Here is a 26,545-nt window from a genome sequence, read left to right on the forward strand (position 1 = left end):
TCCGCAGCGTGGCATGGACAAAGGGCGTCACGAGATATCAATGGCTGGTGCTGTTCGTCGCCTGGCTCGGATGGGTATTCGACGCCATGGATGCCACGATCTACGCGATCGTGCTCCATCCCGCGCTGCATGAGCTGTTGCAAGCCGGCGCCACGGGCGGCGAGGTCACGTCCGAACAAATCGGATGGTACGGCGGCATCGTCTTTTCCGTGTTCCTCATTGGGTGGGCCATCGGAGGCATCGGCTTCGGCATGGCCGCCGATTATTTCGGTCGCACCAAAACGCTGATTGCCACGATTCTGATCTACGCGGTCTTCACCGGCTTGGCCGCGCTTGCGCAGGAATGGTGGCATCTCGCGATCTACCGTTTTCTGACGGCGCTTGGCGTCGGCGGAGAATGGGCGGCGGGAGCTGCCATCGTGGCCGAGACCTGGCCTGAGGAGAAGCGATCCAGGGCGGCGGGCATCTTACAGTCAGCCTGGGCCTTCGGCTTTTTCCTCGCCGCCGGCTGTAATTTGCTGCTGAAGGATTCCGGTTGGCGGATGCTCTTTCTTATCGGAATTCTGCCGGCCTTGGTAGCCCTCCTCGTCCGTCGGTGGGTGAAAGAACCCGAACGCTGGGTGCAGGCTCACGAGCGAGAACCACAAACGGCCCGCACCAGTTGGCTCCATCTCGTCGAGTTATTCCAGCCGTCCTTACGCCGCGACACGCTGATCGGTTCAGCCTTGGCGTTTGTGGCGGTCTTCGGAGTCTGGGGCGCAACCAACTGGGCGCCCACTCTCGTCCATGCCATGCCCGATCTTCAGGAACTGGACTCCGCCAGGCTCACCGAGAAGGTCAGTTATGCCATCATGGCGCTGAACGCAGGCGCCCTCTTCGGCTATCTGGGATTCGGACCGCTGGCGGAACGATTCGGGCGCCGCCCCGTGTTCGGATTGATGTGCCTCGGCAGCCTCATCCTGCTGCCGGCCACGTATTTTGTGCCGCATAGTTATGCGGAAGTGTTGCTGCTGTTGCCCGCGCTGGGATTTTTCACTAACGGCATCTTTAGCGGCTTTCCGATTTACCTGCCCGAATTGTATCCGACACGGCTCCGTGCCACCGGCGCCGGATTCTGTTTCAACGCAGGCCGCATCCTCGCCTCCGCGGCGCCCTTCGTGACCGGTTGGCTCGTCACCATGCTGGGATCGTTCAACAACGCCGCAAGCACCATCGCATTGATCTACGTGCTCGGCTTGGCCATACTTCCATTCGCCACCGAGACCAAGGGCAGACCGTTACCGGAGTGAACTCCCCTGATTGTCCGCTGGGAACACCGCGCGGCAGGCTTTGACCATGATCTCTCGCATGATCCAGCTCAGCGAGTCCGCAGTCACCGTCGAGTTCGGGAACACGATCGATCTTCACACGAACGAACTGGTGTTGGCTTTTACCGCCACAGTAGACCAGGCGGAAATCCCAGGTCTCATAGAGGTCGTTCCCACCTACTGCTCTGCCACAGTCTATTTTGACGCATTGCTCACCGATGCCATCACGGTCATGGACACTCTGCGCGCATTGGCGGTGAACGCTGCCGTCGCGCCCTCGCGCCCTTCCATCACTCACTCTATTCCCGTTTGGTATGGAGGCGCAGCAGGACCGGATCTGACCGATGTAGCCGGACAAGCCGGGCTCACTCCCGAAGAAACCGCCGCGCTCCATGCCTCTGTGACTTATCGTGTCTTCATGCTGGGTTTCAGTCCAGGCTTTCCCTACCTGGGTACCGTACCAACCCGTATCGCCACACCGCGCCTTCCATCCCCGCGCACACACGTGGCTGCCGGGTCTGTCGGCATCGCAGGCACGCAGACCGGCATTTACCCTCAAGCCAGTCCGGGCGGGTGGCGCATCATCGGGCGCACTCCGGTGCTTCTGTTCAGTCTCCAAAGGCCCACGCCATTTCTCCTCGTTCCCGGCGACCAGGTACAATTCGTCCCGATCGAGGAAGAAGAATTTCACCACCTGTCAGGAGACCGGGCATGACCCGCACCCGCAGTATCGATCTGAATTGTGACCTCGGCGAAGCGGCAACGCCCGAGCAGCGGGACACGGAGGCTCATCTCATGCCTTACGTGACGTCAGTGAATATCGCCTGCGGAGTGCATGCGGGCGATGCGGCCCTGATGCGCAGCACCCTGCAGCTGGCACGACAGTACGACTTGGCGATCGGGGCACATCCCGGCCTACCCGACCGGGAATCACGCGGACGTCGGGAGCTGCCGCTGTCGCACGCGTTGGCGCTGGACGTGATCCTCTCGCAGGTGAGTTCGTTAACGGCCATCGGTCAAGCGGAAGGCATCCGACTCTCTCATGTGAAACCACATGGAGCCCTGTACAACATGGCGGCACGCGATCCGGAGCTCGCCGATGCGGTCGCGGCAGGTATCGCCCAAATCGACCGGCGGTTGATCCTCATCGGATTAGCCGGCTCCGAACTACTCACCGCCGGAACGATGCATGGGCTGGTGGTGGCCGCAGAGGGTTTTGCCGATCGAGCCTACCGGGCTGATGGCCGGTTAGTGCCCCGGACTGACGCCCATGCGCTCATTCACGATGCATCGACCGTGGTCGCCAGAGCGCACTCATTGGTGCATGAAGGCGTCATTGCTGCCGTTGATGGGGCATTGCTCCATCTTCACATCGACACGCTCTGTCTTCATGCTGATACCCCGGGCGCCATCCGGTTGGCCCATGCGCTGCGAGCAATGTTCGACGATGGCGGGATTTGCGTGAGGCGTCTCGATCATGCCGATTAAGCAACCGATTATTCATGTGTTGCATCCCGGCTTGTTTACCACCGTGCAGGATCTCGGCCGCCGTGGTTACCAACGATTTGGCGTGTCGGTGAGTGGAGCGATGGATCCCTGGGCGCTCACGGTCGGAAATCGCCTGCTTGGCAATCCCGATCGAGCCGCCGGTTTGGAAATCACGCTCCACGGGCCGGAACTGTTGTTCGAGCAGGCGCTATCGATTGCCATTACCGGCGCCGACCTTTCCCCGACCAGCGACGGCCTGGCCATTCCACTGTGGACAGTGGTGACCATGAAGGCTGGAAGCCGGCTGCAATTCGGGATGCGGCGGCAGGGCGCACGCGCGTATCTCACGGTGGCAGGCGGCATCACCGGCCCGCTGATACTTGGAAGCCTCTCGACGCATGTGCGGAGTGGATTGGGCGGGCCGGCGGGTCGGGCGGTAAAGAAATGGGATCAATTCAGCGTGGGACCTGTTGCCCGAGGGGCCGCACCTTTCATAGGCCGCTCGCTGCCGGAACCGTATCGGCCCCGGTATTCGAGGTCGCCCGTCGTACGAGTTATGCCGGGTCCGCAATCCGATCACTTTGCAGTCGCGGCCGTTCGACTGCTGACCGGCAGTCTGTACCGGGTGACACCAGAATCAGACCGGATGGGGTATCGCCTGGAGGGTCCGGAGCTGCCGCATCGTGCCTCGGCCGAAATCGTCTCCGAAGCTGTATGCGCCGGGAGTCTTCAAGTCCCGCCGAATCGACAACCGATACTGCTGATGGCAGACTGTCAACCCACGGGCGGATATGCCAAGCTCGCCACGATGATCAGCGCGGATCGTTCTCTCGCCGCGCAACTGGCCCCGGGGGACAGCCTCTCGTTTCGAATGATCACCGCGCAGCAGGCCTCTGACCACTTTCGGTCGAATCACGCCGAACTTGACCGACTCCTCCCCCGGTGCTGTTCCTGAGACCAGGCCATCAGCGGAGACGCTCCCTGCAGGCCCTTGCAAATGATTCGTGCACAGCCCCCATCGAACGAGAGGGTCCGTTCAATGCGCTGAGTCCTTGACATTGCCCTGAAGCGATCTATTATTATTCGTATGGACACCGCATTGACTCCTCGACAAATTACCCACGATGAGAAAAAAGCGGCTGAAGCCGCTTTCGCTGGTCGCCCATTCAATCCCAAATGGTCTGACGCGGCTCGCATCGTCTACGACGGCCTTCTCGCTGCGATGGGGAAAGAGGCTCGAGCCGTCGACACTCACGACGAACTCGAGCCGGTTGAGCCACTGGCTTAATCCCCTCGCTGTAGTCCGGTCGCCGAGGGGCGCCTGTAGCCGGCCCCCATACGCTGTGGCCATCGCAGCTGCGTGACATCACCGCCCCGCGCACAAGGCTAGGACGTTGAGCGAGTTCGCTCGGTCAATTCCTTCACCAGTGCCCGTTCCTCTTCCTCGCTCTTCACTTCACCATCCAGCCGTGCCTCAGTCAATCGCTCCAGAATGGTGCGATAGAAAGGGCCGGGGCGTAAACCGAACGCGTGAAGCGCCTTTCCCGTGAGTGCCGGCTTCACATCACGATACACAGTGAGATATTGGGACAGGTACCGTTTTGCCGTTTCGGAGGCATTCTTCGCCAGCAGGAAGACCAAGCATTCCTCCGACAGGCCGGCTAACAGTGCAACTGTTTCCGATGGCCGGAGAGGCGCACGCCGGGTCAAGATCCGACACACAGGCTGCGTGAGAAATCGAGCCTGTGTCATCGCAGTCCGTTCCGCTTCGGTAAAGGGAAACCGTTTGAGCATATCACGGGCGGCTTGATCCGGCATGACCTCCGCGAGTGCCATGGCGTAGACCACCCAAGCGTTAATGGTCCGATCAAGACAGGACAGCCGATACCAATCCAACGCCGCCTCCAGGTCGGTCAGCCGTCGATCCAACCTGGCAGACCACGTCAACGTGGGGTGAACAAATCGCAACAGATCGAGGTCGGCTAGACGGCGGACAGCGTGCCTGGGGGTGCGCTCAGAAAACAACAACCGCAACTCATCCAGGAGTCGCTGGCCGGACAGCCGATGGAACAACTCCATCTTTACCGCGCCCTTGATCAGGGCCAGCGTGTCCTTGCTCAGATGAAAGTCGAATCGCAGTTCAAACCGGATGGCGCGAAAGACCCGCGTCGGATCTTCGACAAAACTCAGACTATGGAGCACGCGGATCAAACGCTCCTTCAGATCGCGTTGACCGCCATAAAAGTCGATGAGCTGGCCGAAGGTGCGAGGCCGGAGCGCCACCGCCAACGTATTGATGGTGAAGTCGCGCCGGTAGAGATCCTTCTTGATGGAACTTTGCTCCACCGTCGGCAAGGCCGTCGGGTACTCGTAGTATTCGGTTCGCGCCGTCGCCACATCCACCTTAAACCCGTCCGACAGCAACACCACGGCCGTTCCAAATCGCTCATGCACCTTGACGCGGCCTGCGCGTTCCTTCGCAAACGCGCGCGCAAACGCGATGCCATCCCCCTCGACCACGAAATCGACATCGAGGTTATCGAGGCCAAGCAACAGATCGCGGACAAATCCTCCGACGACATAGAGAGATACGCCCAACCGTTCACCCAATTCACCTGCTGTCCATAGTAACTCGTAGATGTGAGTAGGCAGTCGATCGCGCAGCAGTCCTTTCAGATCCCGCTTCCGCACTCCGCCGGGTGACTCCAGCCCCATCAACGACTTCGGTTTACCGCGCGCTGCCGCAAGCACATCGTCATGCAAACTGCGGAGCAGGTCGGTCCTGGTGATGACGCCGACTGTTTTGCCATCGGACAACACCGGTACGAAACGCTGGTTCAATTCGATCATCCGCGTTTCGATCTCATGAAATGGCGTGTCCGGCAATGCGCTGTAGTGTCCGCTGCCGGCCAGATCCCCCACCCGCTGAGCGCCCAACTGATGAAAGAGGGCCTTCTGGACGATCTCCCGTGAAATTGTGCCGACGTACCGCTCCTTGGCATCGACCACCGGCAACACGTTGACGCTATAGGTCGTCATACATCGTTCCGCCTCGCTCACCGTCGCATCAGCCATAATTGATTTAACAGGCGTGGTCATCACATCCCGTGCCAACAACGTAGGGCGGTACCGCTCGGTCAACAACCGAGTCAGCTGCTCCTGCACTTCTACCAGTGTACGGCCTTTCACGCTGGCGGCCGCTGCCACGGCATGTCCGCCGCCGCCAAACTCGCGCGCGATCCAGCCCACATCGATCTCCGGCCTACGGCTCCGTCCGATAATCTGAACCTTTTCCTCCATCGCAATCGCCACGATCACGGCATCAAACCCCTGCAGTTCCGCGAGCCGCTGAACCGCCTCAGCGAGATCGCCCGTATAGCGATCGTAGGCACTCGCTGCAACAAGAATTTTGCGGCCTTCCAAATAGTAAATCTCTCCTGATTGGAGCAGATCGTTCAGCAGAGCGATGAGGTCCGGATCAAGCGGGTGTTGCAGCGCCTCCGCGACCCGGTTCAAATCGGCGCCCGCGCGGAGAACGAAGGCCGCCGCTTCCAAATCGCGCGGGGTGGTTGAGGGATACGCCAGCGAGCCTGTTTCTTCGTACAGGCCCATCGCCAGCACTGTCGCCTCGGAAGCCGTGAGTGCCACGTGCCGCCCCTTCAGTCGCTCGATCAACAGCGTGGCGGTGGCTCCCACCGGTTCAATATGCCGTTCCGTGACCGACGGCCAGGCAGAAGCCTCTGATCCTTCGCCGGCTCCATGATGGTCAAACACATGGACCTCCAGATCCTTGCGCACACTCAGCGCCTTCAAGGGACCGATCCGTTCCGGCTCTTGAACATCGACCAGTATCAACCGGCGCACCTGCTCCAGCGCCACATCCTTGAGGCGGCAGATGCCCAGATCGTGCTCGGCCAGAAAATTTCGCACCGACTCCTGCGCGCCGCCGGGAAACACCAACACGGCACCGGGATACAGTTTCCGGGCCGCAACCATGGAGGCCAGTCCGTCGAAGTCGGCATTCAGATGCGTGGTGATGAGATCCATGCCGGCATTCTAGCAGGATCGAGCGAATTGATTCAGGCGTGATGTGAGGAGGTCGTATCTCAGGCGCCATTGTGCGCGGGAGGTGAGAAGTGGGGCGAGACGCAACCATGCCGTCCACAGTTTGACCTGTGGACGGCATGGAGGACACCCGACAACAAGCACGAGCGCAGAGACCGGTCAAGTTACCCGGACCGACACGTTCAGTTACTTGCCGAACGCAGTCCGTATGGAGACATTATCGCTGCTGGCGGTCGTGCTTTTGGCGAGCAATGTGGCGCGACGTGCGATCCTGAGCATGATTGATGCGGGCGCGCTCCTTCTTCGTCACCACCCCGTCGGACTTTGCCTTGTCTTCCATGTTGTTGACGTGTTCCTGCCGATTGTTCAAGCGATTGGCTTCACGCTCGTTCAACTGACCGCTGGCAATTCCCTGATCAATCCGCCGCTCCTGGTTCGCCTGCCGTTGATCGATTCTTGGCGTCTCCGCCTGCGCCAACACCCACGACGGGGCACACATCGACAGCAAGGCCACACTCAACATCACGTGCTTCATACATCCTCCCTTGGTTACCGCCAGATTTCTGTCATCGAGTTCAACGTACAAGGGGGCCGGCTGGTTGACAATCGAAATAGCGGTTTAAACGGAAGAGAGGAGAACCACCGTGGCGGGCGGACAACACGAGAAGGAGATGCAATCAGCGAATATCCTGAAAAAAGACGCGTGGGAGGTACGGCAGCTTGAATTCCACATGTAAAATAATCAGCAGGACGCGAAGAAAACTCCGCCAGATTCCCATTTTGAGAAACTTGCGGGCATCCGTGACGACCGGGGGTGAGAGAAGAATGGGCGTGGTGACTTTCAACAGATTCTCACCGAATGCCACGTCTTCCAGGATGGGCCGATCTGGAAATCCTCCAAGCCGCTCGAACAACGCCCGCCGTATGAATAAGGCTTGATCGCCGTAAATAATATGGCTCCTGACACAGCGAAAATTGTCGAGCCAGGAGATCATCCGGAGCCGCCAGTCCGACCCTGAGAATCGGTGGCGGAATCCGCCGGCCTGGATCGTAAGATTCCGCTCCAACGCATTGATCCGACTCAGCGCACCGACGGGTAACCGCGTATCGGCATGCAGAAAGAGCAACCACTCGCCGGAAGCCAGCTTCGCGCCAGCATTCATTTGAGAGGCCCGGCCTTTGGGCGCCGTCAGGAGGGTGAGCGGAGCCGGCAATCGACCGTTGACCGGCCAGCGCCGAACGATCTCACAGGTTTGATCGTGGCTTCCTCCATCAACCACGATCACTTCATATGACCCGGTTTGTTCGAACAACTCCCGGAGTGTGGCCGGCAGCGCCCGCTCTTCATTGTAGGCAGGAATCACGATGGAGATCATGCTATCAACCAAACGGGCAGGAAGGTACGTACATCGGCGGCCCAAGCAAACGCGTCCTCCTCGATCGTCTCGAAGAGATCGCAGAGCGTCAACACCATCGAATCGGTCAACGCCAGATAGTCCTGCGTGCGCAGGCGAAGCGCCTCCAACTCCCTGTGCCCATCCACCATCGCTCGCTCCAACACACGCCGCCCGAAGTCATGATGAGCCTCTTCCTGGTACAGCAGCACTCGGCGCAACCGGCGGAACGGCGCCTGCCGCTTTTCAAGGCCGCCCTCGATCCGAGTCAGAATCGCCTCCCCCAGTCCTTCGAGGATTACCTGTTCAGCCAGAATACTCTCCAGCCAATCGCCGCGTTCAAGCGCCTCCGTGAGCAGCCGGCGATAGGCCTCGAGTGCCGGCAGGAACGGAGCATCGCCAAGGTGGCGCGGCGCAAGCCAGCCGATGGCGCCACGAAACACCGCGGCGTGCATCGCCTCCTGACGTGCCTGGGTCGTGAGAAAACGCCGCGCCTTCGAGTCGGCAGCCAGCGCCGCCTGGCGGCGCGCACAGAGGTGAGCCATCCGTTCGCCATGTTCAAGAAACGCCAGCAGCCGGGCGATGGGGACTCGTTCACCAGGCAACACCACCATGCACAACTCCTTCAGTTCTACGGGGACGGTCCATTCAAATGCCAATCGTAGTCGAGAAACTCCACGGTGTAGTCGCCGGCTAGAAGGGCCTGCTTGAGCGATGGATCTTGCACATACTCACCGACATAGCCCAGGATTGATCCGGAACGAGCCTCGAAATCCTTGGCAAACCATTTGAAAATCATCGACAACGAGGCCACTTTTCTCGATCGGTCAAAACGATTGCGCAACGGGTCATTTACAAACTCCTCCGTGACCCGATTGAGTTGTTCATCGAGATGCTGGCCTTCGAACGCCCACGATTGAAGTTTCGGGCAGGAGGCTGACGCGCAGACGATCGCAAAATGTACGCGCGGTTCGTGAAACTGGGCGATAAGAATCTCCCGCTCCAGATCGTAGAGATTCACCGCCTGTCCACCAATAGAGTACTTCCGCGCGATGAAGTACCGGTATCGGCCGAACAGCGTGTCAGGAGAATACCCATCCAGAATGCCCGTGACGGCAAAGGCATTGTACGCATTGATCCAGAACGCCAACCGGTCTCCAACCGACAAGCGACCCGGATCCACTCGATTCAACAACGCGATATAGGACGGAAGCCGTCCCTGGCGGCGAATGGCCGGGTAATCAACGACGCCATCCCGGACATCCGCGCTCAGTAGTTCCTGCCACAACCGATGAGACACTTGCTCCGACGGGAGGGGGTCAGAGGGGGTGAAAGAGGTCGGCGCCGTCGAACAGCCTCCCATCATGATCAGCAGTACTCCGATCAACAGCTTTCGCGTCACAATCCTTCTCCTACTGAAACCGAACCGGAGTCCGCCATGACGTGATCGGATGTCTCAGGATAGTTCCCACCACCCGCCCATCAAGACGGTTGCAGGAGGAGCAATCGGAACAGACTTGAATTTGGGTCCGGTTGAAACGACTGAGGATCTCTCGGTATGGCACCTCGCGGAGATTCCCCACAGACGACATCGCCAGGCAGGCTGACACCTCACCGGAGGCATCGACGGCAATACTATATCTTCCGGCGTCGCAGGGCTCAAGTCGCTGACCTCGCAACCATCCCGCGCTGTCAGCGACAAATTTCCGGAAATACCCCGGAGGAATCAGGTGCTCTTTCAGAAGCAGCTCGAACACCCCGGCGGCAGCAGAGCGATCGTACGTCAATCCGGCATCCTCTTTGCCGTAAAGGCCTATATTCCAGTGGTAGGCTCCCACGACGGGAATAAATCCCCGCGCCCTGGCGAATCGTACGACTTCGGGCACCTCTTCGCGATTGACCTCGCTCACAATACAGGTCAGGAACTTCGGGTAGGGATACTGTGCCAGAAGATCAAGTCCGGACAGGACCTGGGGCAACTGATCAGCTCCACGAATCTGTCGGTAGCGCGCGCGGTCTAGCGTGTCCAGGCTCACTGATAGAGGAAGGCGTAGTGAGGCAAACCGTGCGACGAGGTCGGCCGTGAGCCTGGTCCCATTGGTGATCACGGTCACATACAACCCCAGCGAGGAGAGGTCGGTCAGGATATCGACGAGGTCCGAGCGTAGGAGCGGTTCCCCACCCTGAATAAGCACGAATCGAATACCGTCAGCGTAGAGTTGTCCGAAGATGCCCCGGATTTCCTCTCGAGTCAGTTCGTACCGTCCCAGGTTCAACGGAAGGGCGCAATACCCACAGGCGGAGTTGCACCGCAAGGTCACCTGAAACGTGGCAAGGACCGGGCGCCCCTGTAAAAGATTAGCCAGGGGCCGAGCATGGGCTGACATCATCGCAACCGCGCGCTTCACTGTCACCGTGAATCGCCTGCTATGAGTGAGCATCTTTGAACATTTGTTGCCATTTTCCTCTTGCCCCGCGGTTCTCGGGTCAGCACAACGCGACACAATCGGCACCAATCCAGGCCATTCTGCACTGCATGCAGCGGGTTTTCCGGCATACGGCTTGCTGAATGACTCTCTACGGCACAGCTCGACTCATCCCAGGGAGGACTATTATGACCAGCACGTTCCAGCACTCGATACTCACCATCGCAACAGCCACTCTCGCCACCCTCGCGGTTGTCGTAGCTCCGGCATCGGCAAAGGACAAGTCCGGCAAACATTCGAGCCATGCGACCATCACCTCGGCAGCCGCGGCCTCCTCACTGTTGGGATCGCTCCCGGAGCAACCCCCGGCTCCGAAACCCGGGCAACATGACTCCAAACCCGGAGTCGCATGGAAGACCGTGGGCGGCACCGTCAAAGAAATTCACGGCGAGACATACATCGTCGAAGACTACGATGGCAGCCAAATGAAGGTACATGTCGGACAGGGAACCAAGCACCTCCGGGGCAACAAAAAGGTCGGCGACACCATTCGGGCCGAGATTACTCACGGCGGCTTCGCCAATTCTATCCAGTAACCCGCTTCAGCTCGCTGGCGTTCCGGAGAGGCCGACCCTGTATAGGTCAGCCTCTCCATCCTCGTTCACACATTTACATTTGCGACCATTATCTTGGAGCCCGCACAAACTCGATATCACCGTAATACGCCACGGCACGCTCTTTCGTATTATCCGTATCAGTCATGATCGCAATGCCGTTGATGGCCGGCGGTTCCTCGCCAAAAGCTGATCGATAGTCCTCGTAGACGTTCCGCTCTTCCTCGACCCAGGAACCGACTCGTCGAGCCCCGCTCTCCACGACAATCATCTTGGCAAAACTCGTGAACGCATTATCCACCACCGTACCTATAGGGCTCTTGCTGTCCCAGATATAGTTCAGCGCGGCAATTGGAATGTCGCCGAATAGCGCCTGGCCGGCTTTATATTTCAGTTTCTTCCCGAAACTCACCTTATCCGGCTCATACGCAAAGGTAATGTACAGCCGCGCCGGATAGTCATCGCCTTCCTTCCGGTTCACGTCGCTCTTCTGCAACATATTCTCGATCTTCCAACGCCAGCGGACAATCGGATATTCACGCGGGTCGATCGTCACGGCCTTGGTCAACCCCGAAGCGCTCGCCTCGCTTACCGCCTTGACGACGGCCACCGACTGGTCTGTGACGACTTCATACTGCGTATGCCGCTCAATCTTCTTAAACGTGAGCAGGCGCCAGCCATCCGGCAACGCGGGCCCGGCTGTTGCTGCGGAAAACGTTCCCACTGCCAGCCGCGCTGGTTCCTGGGCCAACCCCATTCCCGTTGCGCCCACGAACGCGAGACACAGAATCGGACCGATAGGCCTCATCACTCGTTCATCGCCTCAGCCAGGCGAACAATCTGGTCAGCACTGATTTTGTTCGCGGGGTGAAATGAGCTTTGCGCCAGAGATTGATGGCTTTCTTGATGATTTCCGCACGGGTCGGATAGGGATGGATCGTCGAAGCGATCGTCTTGGCGCCGGCCCCCGCCTTCATCGCCACAGACACCTCGCTGATCAAGTCACCGGCGTGCGCCCCCACAATGGTCGCGCCGAGAATCCTATCAGTGCCCTCTTGGATATGAATGCGGGCAAACCCTTCTTCATCACCGTCCAGGATGGCTCGATCAACTTCGTCGAACGCGTAGGTATAGGTTTCGACCTTTAGTCCCCGCTTTGCCGCCTCTGCTTCATAGAGACCGACGTGGGCGATTTCCGGTGCGGTAAAGGTGCACCAGGGCATGATGAGCGAATTCACACTCGCATATCCCAAACCGAACGGATGTGGAAACAGGGCGTTCTGAATGACGATCTGCGCCATCGCATCGGCGGCATGGGTAAACTTGTCGCGCGAACAAATATCACCGGCGGCATAGATACGCGGGTTCGTCGTCTGCAGGCGATCGTTCACCTTGACGCCCGTCTTATCGTATTCGACGCCGATGGTCTCCAACCCCAACCCGTGCACGTTGGGCGCGCGGCCCACCCCTACCAGGATCTCATCGACCGTCAAATCATAGTGCCGACCGTGAGAATCGACAACCAGCCGCTTGCCGTCGGCAACTTTGTCAACGTTGAGATCCTTCCCGCAACAGAGCAGGGCCACGCCGTCACGAACCATCGACTGGCGCACCAGTTCCGCGGCGTCGCGATCCTCATTCGGCAGGATGCCGTGCATCGCCTCGATGAGTGACACTCGACTTCCGAAACGCGCGAAGGCCTGCGCGAGTTCACATCCGATCGGGCCCGCCCCGATCACTCCGACTCGTGCCGGCAGCGTGGTGAGCGAAAAAACCGTTTCATTCGTGAGATATCCCGCCACTTCCAAGCCCGGGATGGAAGGCGCTGAGGCCTTTGCACCGGTACATATCGCCGCCTTGACGAAGCTCAGGGTCCGGTTGCCTGCCGAGCCTTCCACCATCACGGTCTCTTCGCCGGCAAAACGGGCCTGACCGATATAGACGTCCACTCCCAGGGATTTGTACCGCTGCGCGGAATCCAGATGGCTGATTCTTGCCCGCAACTGTCTCATCCTGGCCATCGCCGCGCCAAAGTCATAACTCACCCCGCCTGGAATCCGAGCTCCGAATACCGACGCCTCGCGCACCTGCGCCCAGACATTGGCGGCGCGAATTATGCCCTTGGACGGCACACAACCGACATTGAGACAATCTCCACCCATTAAATGCCGCTCGATGAGCGCCACCTTTGCGCCTACCCCCGCGGCGATCACCGCCGTGACTAATCCTGCCGTTCCAGCCCCGACCACGACGATGTTGTATCGGCCATCCGGTTCGGGATTCACCCAATTGGATGGATGCACATTGCCCACCAGTTTCCGATTGTGCTCGTCATCCGGCAGAACGAGATGCTGACTCTCAGCGGTCATCACGGTCATGCGCACGACCTTTCTTTCTGTCCGCGAGGCCTGTCGCGCTGGGCCTCAGTCTGTTCAGTTCGATGTACCCGTGAACCGCTTGTACAGGATAGGTACCAGCGCCAGCAGCCCCAATAGGGTAAACGCCGTCAACACGTTGGGGGACACGATTTCCTTGAGCGAATTAATCGTGCCCAGTTGGCGTCCCGCATAGGCAAACACAAAACTTCCGGGAATGATACCGAGGGAAGTTGCCGCCACATAGGTTCCGACGTTGACCCGGGTCAGGCCCGACACCATATTAACCAAAAAAAACGGGAACAGAGGAATCAACCGCAGAGTCAGCAGATAGCTGAACGCATTCCGAGCAAACCCATCTTGAATGGCACCCAATCGGCTCCCGAATTGCTGCTCAACCCAATCTCGGAGCAGATAGCGCGCAACCAGAAACGCCAGGGTCGCCCCTACGGTCGCGCCGACATTCACATACAACGTGCCCAGCATGCTACCGAAGAGAAATCCGCCGGCCAGGGTCATGATCGCACCACCCGGCAACGAAAGCCCGACGACCGTGCAATAGGCCAACACATACATGGCAACAGCCGTCGAATAGTTGGCCTCCGTGAACGCAAGCAGCTGATCACGATTGGCCTTCAGCGCCTCCAGGGACAGGTAGCGACCGAGATCGAAATAGACAAACCCCGCCACCGCACAGGCTACCAGGATCCCCAACAGGAGTCTGCCGCCCCCCACACGTGCCTTGGCCGGACAAGAATCTACAGAAGTATTCATCGTGTTTCCATGCTCCCCGGCGGTATCATCGTGTCTGCCGGCGCCTGTGTCAATCGCGGCGCGCCTTGATCGGCCCTGCCCTCGCCCCAGTTCTCCCCTACCCGGCCCGCCTATGCACTCAAGTGCGGGGATGCAACCTCCGAAAGAACTCTTGAAGCCAGGGTGCGAGTGGAGGTAATGTCGACATGTACGCGATCAGTGAAATCTTGGACGTTGCCATGCCGACGACACATTCGGTTCCACAGCAGACTCGTGCCTCGCACCCCGCTTACGAAACCGCTTTGCACGTGTGGATGCGCCCCTGTCCTCACTGCCATTGCCGACTGAAGAAAAAATCGCCTGAAGAATCATGGCATTGCGGCTGCGGCTGGCGCACGGAGTGAAGTGGTACACTTAGGTCATATGGAGGGGGTGACGTCATGGGACCGCTCTCGATGCACGACATGAAAGGTGGATTCTTCCTCATCGCAAGCTTCGTGTTACTGGCCACGATTTGCGCCATTGCCGCACTGGGAACCTTGATGCGCCCGCAACGCTGGTGTGAACGCGAGACCAGACTGCACGTTTGACGTCCTCCTAGCAGTCCTGCCTTGGGGAATTTCAGACGTCTTCGCCTCCTCTCTGGCCCACCTTCTGCGCAATTTTGCTCCTGTTCCTCCGACTAACCGTTCCAGCACACAATCATCAGCGTTTTATCTCACACCGCCACAAATAGCCCGCAACCGTCCTGTTCAGATTGCGTCGATCCACCCTTGTCAGAACAGGGCCTCTTGTCCTACTCTGTGACCAGGGAGGCCGGGATGGATCAGAATGAACGGTTGATTAAGACCAAGGAGAACTGGGCCAAGGCCCGGCGCGGCGGTGAAGAGCGGGAGGTGTTTTATGAAGGGGACGATCGGCTTCCCCCAGGTCAACACCTGGTTGAAACGTGGCCGGTACTCGACCTCGGCCAAAAACCGGACATCCCCCTTGCCGAATGGAGTCTCACGATTGGAGGCGCAGTCGCAGCGCCGATCACCTGGACCTGGACGGATTTTCTTGCGCAGCCCCAGTTCAAAGATAAATCGGACTTTCATTGCGTGACCTCCTGGAGTCGTTACGATAATGAATGGGAAGGGGTCAGCTTCAAGCACTTGACGGCCGTCGTCCAACCGCTTCCTTCCGCCCGGTTTGTGCTGTTCAAATCCTATGACGACTACACCACCAATTTACCGCTCGATGCCTGCCTGGATGACGACGTCTTGCTCACCTATAAATGGAACGGCCGGCCGCTCTCGAAGGAACACGGGGGTCCTGTTCGCATGATTATCCCGAAACGATACGCCTGGAAAGGCGCCAAATGGATCAAGGAGATCACCTTCGCCGACCACGACGAGAAGGGCTTCTGGGAAGTGCGTGGATATTCCAATACCGCCTTTCCCTGGAAAAATGATCGCTACGGATGAGCCTCCATCTGCAGGCACGACGCCCGGTGATGTCCCACCTCATACAGCGCATCGAGATCTGGCCGGTGGATATTCCGATCACTGATCCCTTCGTCGTGGCCACCGGCGCGCGTGTGACGGCGCAAAACCTCTTCATGCGAGTGACCTTGCATGATGGGACTCAGGGCATCGGAGAAGCCGCGCCGTTTCCCGAAGTGGGAGGCGAAGACCGGACCTCCTGCCTCACGGCCGCCATGGAATTGGCCGCCGGCATGGTGGGACAATCCGCCGCCGACTACGAACGCCTCGCAGACCGCCTGAATGAACAGGCTCCGCACTCTCCCGCCGCTCGATGCGGGCTGGAAACGGCTCTCCTCGATGCCTATTGCCGGACTCAGGGCATCCCGCTCTGGCAACTCTGGGGACAGGCCGACGTCCGGGAACGAGACACCGACATCACCATTCCGATCTGCAATCTGGATAAAACGCTTGCTCTCGCGCGCGGCTGGTATGCCCACGGCTTCCGCCTGTTCAAGATGAAAGTCGGAACCGATGTGGAGGAAGATATTCTCCGCTTACAGGCCGTACATGACGCACTTCCGGCAATCGGCTTCATCGGTGACGGCAATCAGGGCTTTTCCCGAGAAGACTGCATCCGTTTTGCCGGCGGGGTGAAAGAGTTCGGAGGGCGGCTGGTCCTTCTTGAACAACCGGTAATTCGAGACGACCTCGAGGGGCTCCAGGCGATCCGGCATCTGACAGGCATTCCCGTGGCGGCTGACGAATCCGTCCGATCCCTGGATGATGCCCGCCGGGTGGTCGGGATGCAGGCTGCGGACTATATCAACATCAAGATCATGAAAACCGGCGTGATAGAAGCACGGCGCATTGCGGCCTTCACCCGCTCAGCCGGCCTGCGACTCATGATCGGAGGCATGCTCGAAACCCGCGTCGCGATGGGATGCTCGTTCAGCCTTGTACTGGGGCTCGGCGACTTCGACGTGCTGGACCTTGACACGCCACTCCTCCTTTCCACTGATCCCATCACCGGCGGGTATCGTTACCATGGCCCGCGACTCCAGCCCTGGCATGAGGCGGGACTCAATATGCAGATGCCCGTTCCTCCCGACTGTATCTCGATTCAATAACCGGCAGCCCCTCTCGCCGACGCGTCAGTCTCTCCCGAGAGTCCTCTGCAGGTTTCCGGAAATATTTTGCCGTTTTTCCACTTTTCTGAAAAATTAGCCTGAGGCACCGTGGCTCCGAAGAGTGGAGCACCTTTCGCACCTATCGTTACCGTACGTATCCGGGAGGAACGTCCCATGCAATCAATGACCCCATGCCCACGATTCGCATCTGTCTTCACGCTCTGCTGGATGGTGGGAGGCGCGGCACTGACGCTGGGCGGCTGCGTCTCGCAGCACACCTATGACACGGCCAGGCATGAAGTGAAAACGCGGGCCGGTGAGCTGGCTCAGACTCAGACCGATATCCATAGCCTGGAACAAGAACGAGATGCGGCTCATCTCGCGAATCAGCGCGACGAACGAGCGCTCGCCAACCTGAAGGACGAGCTGAAAAAGATTCACGCCTCCTACGACCAGATCCACAAGGCCAACCAGGCCAAACTGGCACTGCTTGAGCACAACATTGCAGCGTTGCGTGCCAGGCACCAGGCCATGATGAAGGAAATCAGCGCAACCAAACAAATCGAGAAGCGGTTGGAGGCGATCACCACGCTGCGCGAACGGACGATGGCAACACAGCGACCTGGACCGGAAGCACAGGTGACTCCCGTCGACACCGTTCCACAGGAGCCGCACGTGGTTGCCGTGATCACACCGCAACCATCCCAGCCTGACACATCCTCAACGCCGCCGACTTCGGCGGCCGCCCCGTCACAAGCGCCTCCTGCGCCAGCAATGAGCGCCGCGCCAGTTCCAGCGACTCCCCCATCCCCACCGGCGGTCGCAGCACCCGCCACTCCGAACGCGCCTGCACAGGTGAGCCAGGCAACGACTGGCTCCGTTACCCCACCGGCCCCTCGTCCGTCCCCTGCAGCAGCCCCCCAGGATGAATCGTGGTTCTCCAGCGTGACAGGATGGTTTTCATCTCTAATCGATTGGCTCTGGGCCTAAGACAGGGATCGGCTCGCCCTCGCCGCCGTTTGACAGCTGTCTCTCCACACGTAACCCGGTTTCCCTCCGGGGCCCTTACGAAGAGGCCCCGGACGGAATAAGCCCATCTCCACCCTCTTCGCACTTCTTACAATTTAACTCCGTGCCGAGAAACACCTGCCGCCCCTCTTCCGTCAGCACCCATGGACGACTTGTCATCGGCGGTTGATGGCGCACATGCTGGCCGTGCCCGCAGCGAAGGTCGGCCACCCAATGCCCCTCCTCATCCTGGTGATACCCGATAATCGATTGTTGCATCTCACCCCCCTCGTGAGTATCCGAGCGCCCATGGACACATCTGTTGGTGTCACGATACCTGGGCTGGAATGGACTGTGGTACACTTCCACGCCAATCAGAGTACCATGTTTTCCGGGAGGGCGCGGATGGCACAGTCAGCATTTCGCATCGGCATCGTCGGGGTAGGACGCATGGGGGCCAACATGGCTCGCCGCCTCCATGACCTCAAGTATCACATTGTCGCCGTGTACGATACCGAATCCTCACGCGCGGAGACGCTCTCCAAAGAAGTCGGCTGCATCGCCGCCGCAACTCCGGCAGAGGTCGCTGAACTGGCAAACACGGTATTGACCGTGGTGCCGGATGACGCAGCCATGCGCCACATCTATGCACCCGGCAAACCAGACAGCTTACTGCGGCATGCGGCAAACCGGCTCTTTATCAATTGCGCAACCCTTTCTCCCGCTCTCCAAACAGAAGTCCACAACCTGGTGGAGGAAGAGGGCGGCCGCAGCCTCGAGGCCTGTATGGCGAGCAGCATTCCCCAGGCGCGCCAAGGCACGCTGTATCTCATGTGCGGCGGACGACGGGAGGTATTCGAGCGCGCAACCCCGTTACTCAAGGACCTGAGCGCGCATCTGCGTTATATCGGACCGGCAGGTGACGCCGCGAAGGTGAAAGCGTTGGTGAATATGGTCATGAACGCCAACACCGCAGCCCTAGCGGAGGGCCTTGGGCTGGCATCAGCCCTGGGGTTGGACCTCACTATGCTACGCGACGTGTTTTCTCAGACTGGCGCCAACTCCCGCGTCCTGGAGACCGACGGCGAAGATATGCAGCAACGCGCGCATGACTGCTATTTTTCGGCAGCCCATGCCGCCAAAGATTCAGGCATCGCCTGCAGTCTGGCCGAAGAGGCCGGTCTGAATCTCCCCGTTGCGAAAGCCACGTATGATCAGTACCGGCGGCTGGTGACCCTGGGAAAAGGCGAATTGGATAAGTCCGCAGTCGCAGAACTGACGTTCAAAGACCGTCTGACTTCCTGACGATCCGGTTAGTGCGTTTCGAACGGCCGCTCGGCCCTGATTGATGCGGGGATAAACTGCCACCGTTTCTGCGCATCCACATCAAACGCCCCCAAAAACTTCGACGGACCCGCCAACGACTGAAACTCCACCAGGCGAATCGTACAGCCCGTTCGATCAATCACACGGGCATCGTACTGCCCTAGCAGAGTGATCGCACCCGACGCCTGCTCGTACACATTGCGCCGGCCGGCATACCCCGTATCTGGAAACAACTCGGCTGTACCGGTACAACCGCGAAAGCCTTCCACCTGAAGGATTAATCGGTAACGGGACAAAAACGGATGCGTGGCGACACGCGTCACCTGCACGCGAAGTCCCGCTGAGGGCAGATCGACCTCAGCGGGCTCCGGACGATCGCTATTACAGGCCGTCAGGACAACAACCAGCCCCATGACCATCCAGGCCGGTCCTCGTCCCCCCTGCACGAAATTCATTTGGCGGCAGGCATCTTCGACGCCGCCCCGATGGCATCAAGACCGGCCTCGGCGCAGGCATCATCCAAATGAGTCCCCGGCGCGCCGCCGACCCCGATCGCGCCCACCACTTCACCAGCGATTTCAATGGGCAAACCGCCGCCAACCATCAGAATGCTCTCGTTCATGTCACGCAGCGCTTGCAACGCCGGTTGCTTGGCAATCATGTCCGCCAACTCGCTCGTCGCCCGCCGCAAACTGGCTGCCGTGTAAGCTTTTTTCCTGCTGCTATCGACGGTGTGGGGACCGGCGCCATCAGCCCGCAACATGGCACGCAGCACGCCGGCTCGATCCACCACCGATGCGCTGACCCGATAGCCATCCTTCTTGCAGGCCTCGAGCGCCGCCTGAGCGGCCTTCCCGGCCAGAGCCGCCGGCAAAACCGATTCTTTCGGCAACTCATCCGCTGCATGCGCTGCCCCAAGCCATCCGGCGGCCAGGAGTCCTGCGGCGAGGAGACCGGCACATCCCACCAATCGTCCAGACACGTGTATTCTCTTCACCATCATCAGCCTCCATTCTCTGTTCGTCAGCAGTGAGCAACCCGCACTGCGCGCGCAGCCTACGGTCATCACACCGCTCTGTCAATACTCGGGTTCTCTTCAACAGGCTCGGCACGGAGCGTAACGGGCCAGGAATAACGCGCAACTTCGCTGCCGGTGGCAACTGCTCGTGGTGGATAGCGCGAGGAGAGGAAGGGAATTGCGTGCGGCATCGATCCCGTCATTAGACGCGTAGACGCCGACAAAGCACAATTCTTGCGGACGAGGTCGATGGCTCTTTAACGGGTGGAAATGGGGTGGATCACTGCATCTGAAGAGCCGGGACGATGCAACTCCTCGATCCACACTTTCGCCTGCGCGACATAAAAGGTGTAGTCGCTTTCCGGATAACTCAACACGACGGCATAGAGGAGCTGTTTCGCTTCCTGCTCACGCCCGGCGCTCAGGCTCGTCCGGGCTGCTTGCAGGGTGCACGAAGCCGCCAGGGCTTTGGGATCAACGGTGGTGCGAACCGGTTGTCTGGTGACGAATCGATCCAGGCTCTTCGGAACGTCCGGAGCGGGCACAACGTGGGTATCCGCAGATTGTTGCAGTTGTTTCGCAGCAGACAACACCGTTTCGACATCACCGCTCGATTGGCAATGCCGATACAATTCCCACATTGACATCACGGAAGGCGACCGCGGCGCGGCCGCGCGCGACGACGAATCGAACAATTGACAGCCGGCCAGGAACATTCCGACGGTCAACAGCAGCAACGATTTTGTCCCGGAGGAAGAGACCATGCACGTATCCTTACCGGATCGGTTCCGACACTGTCAAGAATTTCAGGGAGGAATTTGCGAATCCGGGTGAAGCATCTGACACGAGCGTCGAAACGATGACGACAAATCGTCGTCGATGGCGAGGCGACAGAACGAATCAATCAGGATGGAAACGGCGCACCCTCTCGGATCACCCCGATATCTTCGATCAGCGCTCGCAACGGCTCGGCCACCGACCAGGCCTCTGCAAAACAGCCACGAGGGCAGTGCGGAAGCTGCCCATCGAAAATCTCCGACACCTGCCCCAGGCAAGCGTCTTCCAGGTGTCCGGACAGTCCGTCGAGAAATATTCGCGCGTCATGCCGCACGGCCGCGCTGTCGCCATAGGTCTTCACCCAGGCCGTCACGAACGGACCCAGGAGAAAGGGCCACACCGTTCCTTGATGGTACGCGCCGTCCCGCGCGGCCACGCCGTCTTCATAGGATGAGCAGAATCGAATATCCTCCGGGGCGAGTGTGCGCAACCCCACCGGTGTGAGCAGGCGCTCTTTCATCAACTGCAAAATCTGTTTTGCCTGCGAGTCAGTCACCAACTGGTCATCCAAAGCCAGGGCGAAAATCTGGTTGGGGCGAAGAGAGGCATCGTCCCCGGTCGGCCCGTCCACGACATCAAGTAAGTATCCCCCTGTCCGGTACCAGAAGCGCTCACGAAACGAGGCGGTCGCGCGTGCGCGATCCTGCCGGCAGTGCTCCGCATAAGCGGTCTCGCCGAACTGGTCTGCCAGTGAAGCGGCCACGGCCAACGCCCGCACCCATAAGGCCTGCACCTCCACCGGTTTGCCATGCCGCGGCGTGACGACCCAATCCCCGATCTTGACGTCCATCCAGGTCAGTTGGACACCGTCCACCCCGCCGGTGATCATGCCATCCTGGTCCATGCGAATCCCGAACCGCGTGCCGTGGCGATACCCGTCAAGAATCTGTTTGATGGCCGGCCAGGCGACCGCGCGGACCCCGGCCAGATCGCGGCTGTAGTGCAGATAGCGATCCACGGCGTGAACGAACCACAACGAGGCGTCGATCGTATTGTATTCTGGCTGTTCGCCGATATCGGGGAAGCGGTTCGGCACCATGCCCTGCGAAACGTAGGACGCGAACGCCTCGATCACCTGCCGCGCCACGTCGTAACGCCCTGTCACCAGACACAGCCCCGGCAACGCGATAAATGTGTCCCGCCCCCAATCGGCAAACCAGGGATACCCGGCCACCACCGTCTGCCGCGCCCCCCGCCGCACGAGATAGGCGCCCGTCGCTGCCCACAGCCGGCGCATCAACACATCGCCACCGGGGATGGATTTTACTACCCCGTCGCGGCGGAGACGCTCGTCCTCGATCGCTTGCGTCACATCGTAGGACGGCAACGCCTCGCTGGTGAAGACGAGTTCCGCCGCGGTGCCGGGCGTGAGAGTGAATACACATTCACCCGGCGACCACCAATCCTCGGTATGCTCGAGTCCCCGTTCCCGCTCAACAGGATAGTGGACCTGGCGATACCAATCCGGTCCGTGATGGTACTGCCCATTATGCAACGCCCGCACGGCCGGCAATCCTTCATAGGGATGCCAGATGACCTCATGTTCTGTTGTCGTCGCCTCGCTCCGTACGCCGGCATTTTCTCTCTGCGTCGCATGAAAATCGCGTCCCGACAGCATCGGCCTGACCCGCAATACCAACGGGGATGAGAGCTCACCCAGCAAACGCCAGCGCAGAATCACCAGATCGCGCCCCAGGGGGCACAACAGTTCACGCACCAGGCGAATGCCATGACCGGCGTAACGCCAAGTCGGCCAGGGATCGCCGGAAAACTCTTCGCAATACTGATACCCTTCCGGGTGCACAACGCCGCTATACAGATTGGTCGACAATGGGATGGTGCGCCCGCCGCTTTCCACGAATTCCTCAACGTGGTTCACGAGCACGACACGGTCGACCGGCGGGTGTCTCGCGACCAATAGCAATGCATGGTAGCGTCGCGTATTGGCGCCGGCGACCGTACCCGACGCGTATCCCCCGCGGCCGTTCGTCTCCAGCCACTCCAGACTCAACGCCCGCTCCAGATCCTGGCAACGTCTCGAATCGATGGTCATCACGCGTCTCCGGCTTATTCGCCTGACTGCTGAATCAATTTGGCCACCAGGCCAGTCCAGCCGGTTTGATGGCTTGCGCCGAGACCGGCGCCGTTATCGCCGTGGAAGTATTCATAGAACAACAACAGATCACGCCAGTGCGGGTCCTGCTGAAACTTCGCCGTCCCGCCATAAACCGGACGGCGGCCATCCGGTCCCCGCAAAAATGTATGTGTGAGGCGGCGGGACAACTCGGCGGCCACCTCGGCCAGATTGCGCCTCTGCCCCGAGCCCGTCGGGTATTCAACGCGAAACGAATCGCCCAGATAATAATGAAACTTCTGGAGCGATTCGATCAACAGATAGTTCACGGGAAACCAGACCGGCCCCCGCCAGTTCGAGTTCCCCCCGAACAGGCCGTTGGAGGACTCCGCCGGTTGATATTCGACACATTGGTTGGTCCCCATCATCGAGAACACGTAGGGGTGATCTTTGTGATACCGGGACAATGCCCGCACGCCATGGGGCGACAGAAATTCATTTTCATCGAGCAAGTACCGTAGCACCTTGGCCAATCGGGGTCGATTGACCAAAGACAGGAAGCGGCGCACTTCGCCGTCCTGCGATTGGGTTTCGATGTGCAAGCTGAAGTCCGGCCGGTTTTCAATGAACCATTGCATGCGATGCTTAAAGCGCGGCAGCTGGTCAATGAGTTCGGAATCCAGCGTCTCCACGGCAAAGAGGGGGATCAGTCCGACCATGGAGCGGATCTTCATAGGAAAGGTCTTGCCGTCCGGCAGCTGCAGCACGTCATAAAAAAATCCGTCCTCCCTGTTCCAGAGCTCGATCCTGGCATTCCCGAAATTGTTCATCGCCCGGCAGATGTAAACGAAATGCTCGAAAAACTTACTGGCGACATCCTCATACGCCCGATCGTCCCTCGCCAGTTCAAGCGCGATAGACAACATGTTCAGGCAATACATGCCCATCCAACTCGTGGCGTCTGATTGTTCGATGTGCCCGCCGGTGGGAAGCGGCTTGCTCCGGTCGAAGACTCCGATATTATCCAACCCCAGAAACCCGCCCTGAAAAATATTCTTCCCCTCGGCGTCCTTGCGATTGACCCACCAGGTAAAGTTCAGCAGGAGCTTGTGAAAGATCCGCTCCAGAAAAACACGGTCGCCGACGCCCTTGCGTTTCTTCTCGATTTTATACACGCGCCAGGCCGCCCAGGCATGCACCGGCGGATTCACGTCGCCGAAGGCCCATTCGTACGCAGGCATCTGCCCGTTCGGATGCATGTACCATTCGCGCAACATCAGCACGAGCTGGTCCTTGGCAAACCGCGAATCGACCAGCGCAATCGGCAGGCAGTGAAAGGCAAGGTCCCAGGCGGCATACCAGGGATATTCCCATTTATCAGGCATGGAAATGACGTCGGCGTTGTAGAGATGCGTCCAGTCGGCGTTGCGGCCGCGCAACCGTTCCGGCGGAGGCTCCGGCCCTGCCGGATCCCCCTTGAGCCACCGATCGACTTCGTAGTGGTAAAACTGCTTGCTCCAGAGGAGACCGGCGAAAGCCTGGCGCTGCACCAGGCGCGCATCGGCGGAAAGACCTGGGGGCGCCAGATGCGCATAAAATTCGTCCGCTTCTTGTTGACGGTCTGCGAAAACGGCGTCGAATGCCACCGGATCAAGAGCCCCCTCCGCAGGACCGTTGGTGAAGCGCAACCGGATGGTGACCGGCCGGCCAGGCAAGGTGGAGAGCACGTACTGCGCCGCCGCCTTGGATCCAATCCGGTCCGGATTGACGGCGCTGGTGTTTCCCTGGACGATATACTCATTGATGCCATCTTTCACATACCGCGCCCCGTTGGAATCGCCGTACAACCGACGCGTGTTGGTCTCGTTTTCCGTGAACAGCAAATCAGGCGCCCCCTCGCACAGGAATCGGCGCTGCCCGTAATACTCATGGTCGAATTCGACGGCACTCACCCCGAGACTCGATTCCCCTTGTCGCAATCGCGGACGGCGCACATCAAGCCCCCATGACCACGTATTCCGGAACCAGATCGTTGGTAAGACGGTCAACTCAGACGGGTCCGGCCCGCGATTGATCACGGTGATGCGCTGCAGCAGGTCCTCGGGCGACGCCTTCGCGTATTCAACCAACACGTCGAAGTACCGGTCGCCATCGAACAGACCCGTATCGAGCAACTCGAATTCAGGATCCGCCCGGTTCCGACGGCGGTTTTCTTCAATCAAGCGGGTATAAGGAAAAGCAGCCTGCGGATACTTGTAGAGAAACTTCATGTAGGAATGCGTAGGCGTCGAATCGAGATAGAAGTAGTACTCCTTGCAATCCTCTCCATGGTTGCCTTCGTTTCCGGTCAGGCCGAACAGCCGTTCTTTGAGAATCGGATCGCGCCCGTTCCAGAGGGCCAGCGCGAGACAGATAAATTGGTGGCGATCGCACATTCCGGCCAGGCCTTCTTCATTCCAACGGTAGGCTTTCGAGCGGGCATGATCATGGGGCAGCGACTCCCAGGCCGTTCCGTAGGGGCTATAGTCTTCACGGACCGTTCCCCAGGCTCGTTCGCTCAGGTAGGGCCCCCAACGTTTCCAATGTTTTTGGCGTCGATCATCTTCATCGAGGCGCTCCTGTTCAGCTGACTGCGCAGAGGCAGGTTTCCGCACTGGCGATGTCGACATATGACACAGACTCCTCTTCCCGGCCGCCCTTGACCGTCAAAACCGCGCCAGCATGCGCCCGGCGTCGAAAAGATTCAACAGGGATTCGCGGGGAGAGCCTGATGGAGGAACTGCGTATGCGCGCCGGAGCTGAGAGTGAACGCGCCTAAGACAGAAACGGGCCACTGCCCCCGTTCTTGAGGGGGGCGGTGAAGACCCTATGCGGGATATTCAACAAATTGCCGAAGGAACGGAGAGGATGACTTACCTGGGAATCAGAGACGTTAGCTCCAGACGACAGCTTCCTGGTTCATGAGATAGTCGATAACTTCGATGCTATCCCGCAACTGAAGTTGCGCCTGCTCAGACATCGGCAAAATTGCTCCGAGAAGCTTGCCGGACTCCATCTCTGCCAGGTTGGGAATCCCGTCGGTACTGCGTTTTTCGAGATCAAATCGAAAGCTGGCCACGTCTTACCTCCAATCCCTTGTCGGTCGTAGTGCAGCAATTCTTGAGCCACACAGGAGCACGTCGAATTCCTTGCTCACCATGAAGCATAGCACAAGGTCGTCGCCGCCAAGGGGAGGCGGATAACCTCTCAATTTGTTGCACGTTCCAA

The 26,545-nt window shown here is 59.4% G+C and carries 26 protein-coding genes; 10 read left to right on the top strand and 16 right to left on the bottom strand.

The features are described from left to right. Nucleotides 1-8 precede the first annotated feature (8 nt). From GDA65_04745 to GDA65_04765, 5 genes are all read left to right on the top strand, one after another. The gene (locus tag GDA65_04745; protein MBA5861997.1) at nucleotides 9-1,289 is read left to right on the top strand and encodes an MFS transporter; all 1,281 of its coding nucleotides are present in this window, start codon (nucleotides 9-11) and stop codon (nucleotides 1,287-1,289) included. A 58-nt stretch (nucleotides 1,290-1,347) separates the two neighbouring features. Next, nucleotides 1,348-2,022 (top strand): 5-oxoprolinase subunit PxpB, encoded by a 675-nt coding sequence (gene pxpB, locus GDA65_04750; GenBank protein MBA5861998.1) that lies wholly within the window; start codon nucleotides 1,348-1,350, stop codon nucleotides 2,020-2,022. Continuing rightward, nucleotides 2,019-2,795 (top strand): 5-oxoprolinase subunit PxpA, encoded by a 777-nt coding sequence (gene pxpA / locus GDA65_04755; GenBank protein ID MBA5861999.1) that lies wholly within the window; start codon nucleotides 2,019-2,021, stop codon nucleotides 2,793-2,795. Before pxpB ends, pxpA begins: the two co-directional genes overlap by 4 nt. Continuing rightward, nucleotides 2,785-3,750, top strand: coding sequence for a 5-oxoprolinase/urea amidolyase family protein (locus GDA65_04760; protein ID MBA5862000.1), 966 nt, complete (start codon nucleotides 2,785-2,787; stop codon nucleotides 3,748-3,750). The genes pxpA and GDA65_04760 overlap by 11 nt, the downstream gene beginning before the upstream one ends. A gap of 144 nt (nucleotides 3,751-3,894) precedes the next feature. Continuing rightward, nucleotides 3,895-4,083 carry a hypothetical protein gene (locus GDA65_04765; protein MBA5862001.1) on the top strand — a complete coding sequence of 63 codons (189 nt, stop codon included), beginning with the start codon at nucleotides 3,895-3,897 and terminating at the stop codon, nucleotides 4,081-4,083. A gap of 98 nt (nucleotides 4,084-4,181) precedes the next feature. Here GDA65_04765 and GDA65_04770 read toward each other — a convergent pair whose 3' ends face one another. From GDA65_04770 to GDA65_04795, 6 genes are all read right to left on the bottom strand, one after another. After that, a complete protein-coding gene (locus tag GDA65_04770) occupies nucleotides 4,182-6,842 on the bottom strand; it encodes a CBS domain-containing protein (GenBank protein MBA5862002.1) in 2,661 nt (886 codons plus the stop codon). Between the two features lie 235 nt (nucleotides 6,843-7,077). Further along, nucleotides 7,078-7,395 (bottom strand): hypothetical protein, encoded by a 318-nt coding sequence (locus GDA65_04775; GenBank protein ID MBA5862003.1) that lies wholly within the window; start codon nucleotides 7,393-7,395, stop codon nucleotides 7,078-7,080. A 142-nt stretch (nucleotides 7,396-7,537) separates the two neighbouring features. Beyond that, nucleotides 7,538-8,236 (bottom strand): glycosyltransferase, encoded by a 699-nt coding sequence (locus GDA65_04780; protein MBA5862004.1) that lies wholly within the window; start codon nucleotides 8,234-8,236, stop codon nucleotides 7,538-7,540. Then, a complete protein-coding gene (locus tag GDA65_04785; protein ID MBA5862005.1) occupies nucleotides 8,233-8,868 on the bottom strand; it encodes a hypothetical protein in 636 nt (211 codons plus the stop codon). The genes GDA65_04780 and GDA65_04785 overlap by 4 nt, the downstream gene beginning before the upstream one ends. 17 nt (nucleotides 8,869-8,885) lie before the next feature. Next, nucleotides 8,886-9,656: a DUF547 domain-containing protein gene (locus GDA65_04790; GenBank protein MBA5862006.1), complete on the bottom strand. Its 771-nt coding sequence runs from the start codon at nucleotides 9,654-9,656 to the stop codon at nucleotides 8,886-8,888. A gap of 10 nt (nucleotides 9,657-9,666) precedes the next feature. Continuing rightward, nucleotides 9,667-10,695, bottom strand: a complete 1,029-nt coding sequence (locus GDA65_04795; protein MBA5862007.1) for a radical SAM protein — start codon at nucleotides 10,693-10,695, stop codon at nucleotides 9,667-9,669. Nucleotides 10,696-10,868: 173 nt separating this feature from the next. Between GDA65_04795 and GDA65_04800 the strand changes: the two genes are divergently transcribed. Further along, nucleotides 10,869-11,276, top strand: a complete 408-nt coding sequence (locus tag GDA65_04800; protein MBA5862008.1) for a hypothetical protein — start codon at nucleotides 10,869-10,871, stop codon at nucleotides 11,274-11,276. Between the two features lie 88 nt (nucleotides 11,277-11,364). On the opposite strand, the gene GDA65_04805 is transcribed toward GDA65_04800, so the two are convergent. From GDA65_04805 to GDA65_04815, 3 genes are all read right to left on the bottom strand, one after another. After that, nucleotides 11,365-12,102, bottom strand: coding sequence for a DUF3047 domain-containing protein (locus tag GDA65_04805; protein MBA5862009.1), 738 nt, complete (start codon nucleotides 12,100-12,102; stop codon nucleotides 11,365-11,367). 7 nt (nucleotides 12,103-12,109) lie between these two features. Further along, a complete protein-coding gene (locus GDA65_04810; GenBank protein MBA5862010.1) occupies nucleotides 12,110-13,663 on the bottom strand; it encodes an FAD-containing oxidoreductase in 1,554 nt (517 codons plus the stop codon). A 63-nt stretch (nucleotides 13,664-13,726) separates the two neighbouring features. Then, nucleotides 13,727-14,443: a TVP38/TMEM64 family protein gene (locus GDA65_04815; protein ID MBA5862011.1), complete on the bottom strand. Its 717-nt coding sequence runs from the start codon at nucleotides 14,441-14,443 to the stop codon at nucleotides 13,727-13,729. An 800-nt stretch (nucleotides 14,444-15,243) separates the two neighbouring features. On the opposite strand from GDA65_04815, the gene GDA65_04820 reads away from it, so the two are divergent. The 3 genes from GDA65_04820 to GDA65_04830 all read left to right on the top strand — a co-directional run bounded on the left by GDA65_04820 (nucleotide 15,244) and on the right by GDA65_04830 (nucleotide 18,005). Further along, complete coding sequence (locus GDA65_04820) at nucleotides 15,244-15,888, top strand: molybdopterin-dependent oxidoreductase (GenBank protein ID MBA5862012.1); 645 nt, start codon at nucleotides 15,244-15,246, stop codon at nucleotides 15,886-15,888. 29 nt (nucleotides 15,889-15,917) lie between these two features. Then, a complete protein-coding gene (locus GDA65_04825; protein ID MBA5862013.1) occupies nucleotides 15,918-17,015 on the top strand; it encodes a dipeptide epimerase in 1,098 nt (365 codons plus the stop codon). 174 nt (nucleotides 17,016-17,189) lie between these two features. Continuing rightward, the gene (locus GDA65_04830; protein MBA5862014.1) at nucleotides 17,190-18,005 is read left to right on the top strand and encodes a hypothetical protein; all 816 of its coding nucleotides are present in this window, start codon (nucleotides 17,190-17,192) and stop codon (nucleotides 18,003-18,005) included. A 75-nt stretch (nucleotides 18,006-18,080) separates the two neighbouring features. Here GDA65_04830 and GDA65_04835 read toward each other — a convergent pair whose 3' ends face one another. Beyond that, nucleotides 18,081-18,302, bottom strand: coding sequence for a DUF3565 domain-containing protein (locus tag GDA65_04835; protein MBA5862015.1), 222 nt, complete (start codon nucleotides 18,300-18,302; stop codon nucleotides 18,081-18,083). Nucleotides 18,303-18,428: 126 nt separating this feature from the next. Between GDA65_04835 and GDA65_04840 the strand changes: the two genes are divergently transcribed. Beyond that, nucleotides 18,429-19,328, top strand: coding sequence for an NAD-binding protein (locus GDA65_04840; protein MBA5862016.1), 900 nt, complete (start codon nucleotides 18,429-18,431; stop codon nucleotides 19,326-19,328). Nucleotides 19,329-19,336: 8 nt separating this feature from the next. Here the strand turns inward: GDA65_04840 and GDA65_04845 are convergent, their stop codons facing one another. The 6 genes from GDA65_04845 to GDA65_04870 all read right to left on the bottom strand — a co-directional run bounded on the left by GDA65_04845 (nucleotide 19,337) and on the right by GDA65_04870 (nucleotide 26,396). Next, nucleotides 19,337-19,804: a hypothetical protein gene (locus tag GDA65_04845; protein MBA5862017.1), complete on the bottom strand. Its 468-nt coding sequence runs from the start codon at nucleotides 19,802-19,804 to the stop codon at nucleotides 19,337-19,339. After that, nucleotides 19,801-20,349: a heme-binding protein gene (locus GDA65_04850; protein MBA5862018.1), complete on the bottom strand. Its 549-nt coding sequence runs from the start codon at nucleotides 20,347-20,349 to the stop codon at nucleotides 19,801-19,803. The genes GDA65_04845 and GDA65_04850 overlap by 4 nt, the downstream gene beginning before the upstream one ends. A 275-nt stretch (nucleotides 20,350-20,624) precedes the next feature. Continuing rightward, nucleotides 20,625-21,131: a hypothetical protein gene (locus tag GDA65_04855; protein ID MBA5862019.1), complete on the bottom strand. Its 507-nt coding sequence runs from the start codon at nucleotides 21,129-21,131 to the stop codon at nucleotides 20,625-20,627. Nucleotides 21,132-21,271: 140 nt separating this feature from the next. Then, nucleotides 21,272-23,257, bottom strand: coding sequence for a glycogen debranching protein (locus tag GDA65_04860; GenBank protein MBA5862020.1), 1,986 nt, complete (start codon nucleotides 23,255-23,257; stop codon nucleotides 21,272-21,274). A gap of 14 nt (nucleotides 23,258-23,271) precedes the next feature. Further along, the gene (locus GDA65_04865) at nucleotides 23,272-25,947 is read right to left on the bottom strand and encodes a glucosidase (protein ID MBA5862021.1); all 2,676 of its coding nucleotides are present in this window, start codon (nucleotides 25,945-25,947) and stop codon (nucleotides 23,272-23,274) included. 263 nt (nucleotides 25,948-26,210) lie between these two features. Beyond that, on the bottom strand, nucleotides 26,211-26,396 hold the full coding sequence (locus GDA65_04870; protein MBA5862022.1) for a hypothetical protein: 186 nt from the start codon (nucleotides 26,394-26,396) through the stop codon (nucleotides 26,211-26,213). Nucleotides 26,397-26,545: the final 149 nt, after the last annotated feature.

The organism is Nitrospira sp. CR1.1 (assembly GCA_014055465.1).
GTDB lineage: Bacteria > Nitrospirota > Nitrospiria > Nitrospirales > Nitrospiraceae > Nitrospira_A.

Bases quoted from the DNA above. Each gene is read 5' to 3' on its own strand.
- pxpB (MBA5861998.1), top strand. From the start codon at position 1,348: ATGATCCAGCTCAGCGAGTCCGCAGTCACCGTCGAGTTCGGGAACACG.
- pxpA (MBA5861999.1), top strand. From the start codon at position 2,019: ATGACCCGCACCCGCAGTATCGATCTGAATTGTGACCTCGGCGAAGCG.
- GDA65_04760 (MBA5862000.1), top strand. From the start codon at position 2,785: ATGCCGATTAAGCAACCGATTATTCATGTGTTGCATCCCGGCTTGTTT.
- GDA65_04770 (MBA5862002.1), bottom strand. From the start codon at position 6,842: ATGGATCTCATCACCACGCATCTGAATGCCGACTTCGACGGACTGGCC.
- GDA65_04775 (MBA5862003.1), bottom strand. From the start codon at position 7,395: ATGAAGCACGTGATGTTGAGTGTGGCCTTGCTGTCGATGTGTGCCCCG.
- GDA65_04780 (MBA5862004.1), bottom strand. From the start codon at position 8,236: ATGATCTCCATCGTGATTCCTGCCTACAATGAAGAGCGGGCGCTGCCG.
- GDA65_04785 (MBA5862005.1), bottom strand. From the start codon at position 8,868: ATGGTGGTGTTGCCTGGTGAACGAGTCCCCATCGCCCGGCTGCTGGCG.
- GDA65_04795 (MBA5862007.1), bottom strand. From the start codon at position 10,695: ATGCTCACTCATAGCAGGCGATTCACGGTGACAGTGAAGCGCGCGGTT.
- GDA65_04800 (MBA5862008.1), top strand. From the start codon at position 10,869: ATGACCAGCACGTTCCAGCACTCGATACTCACCATCGCAACAGCCACT.
- GDA65_04805 (MBA5862009.1), bottom strand. From the start codon at position 12,102: ATGAGGCCTATCGGTCCGATTCTGTGTCTCGCGTTCGTGGGCGCAACG.
- GDA65_04810 (MBA5862010.1), bottom strand. From the start codon at position 13,663: ATGACCGCTGAGAGTCAGCATCTCGTTCTGCCGGATGACGAGCACAAT.
- GDA65_04815 (MBA5862011.1), bottom strand. From the start codon at position 14,443: ATGAATACTTCTGTAGATTCTTGTCCGGCCAAGGCACGTGTGGGGGGC.
- GDA65_04820 (MBA5862012.1), top strand. From the start codon at position 15,244: ATGGATCAGAATGAACGGTTGATTAAGACCAAGGAGAACTGGGCCAAG.
- GDA65_04825 (MBA5862013.1), top strand. From the start codon at position 15,918: ATGTCCCACCTCATACAGCGCATCGAGATCTGGCCGGTGGATATTCCG.
- GDA65_04830 (MBA5862014.1), top strand. From the start codon at position 17,190: ATGCAATCAATGACCCCATGCCCACGATTCGCATCTGTCTTCACGCTC.
- GDA65_04835 (MBA5862015.1), bottom strand. From the start codon at position 18,302: ATGCAACAATCGATTATCGGGTATCACCAGGATGAGGAGGGGCATTGG.
- GDA65_04840 (MBA5862016.1), top strand. From the start codon at position 18,429: ATGGCACAGTCAGCATTTCGCATCGGCATCGTCGGGGTAGGACGCATG.
- GDA65_04845 (MBA5862017.1), bottom strand. From the start codon at position 19,804: ATGAATTTCGTGCAGGGGGGACGAGGACCGGCCTGGATGGTCATGGGG.
- GDA65_04850 (MBA5862018.1), bottom strand. From the start codon at position 20,349: ATGGTGAAGAGAATACACGTGTCTGGACGATTGGTGGGATGTGCCGGT.
- GDA65_04855 (MBA5862019.1), bottom strand. From the start codon at position 21,131: ATGGTCTCTTCCTCCGGGACAAAATCGTTGCTGCTGTTGACCGTCGGA.
- GDA65_04860 (MBA5862020.1), bottom strand. From the start codon at position 23,257: ATGACCATCGATTCGAGACGTTGCCAGGATCTGGAGCGGGCGTTGAGT.
- GDA65_04865 (MBA5862021.1), bottom strand. From the start codon at position 25,947: ATGTCGACATCGCCAGTGCGGAAACCTGCCTCTGCGCAGTCAGCTGAA.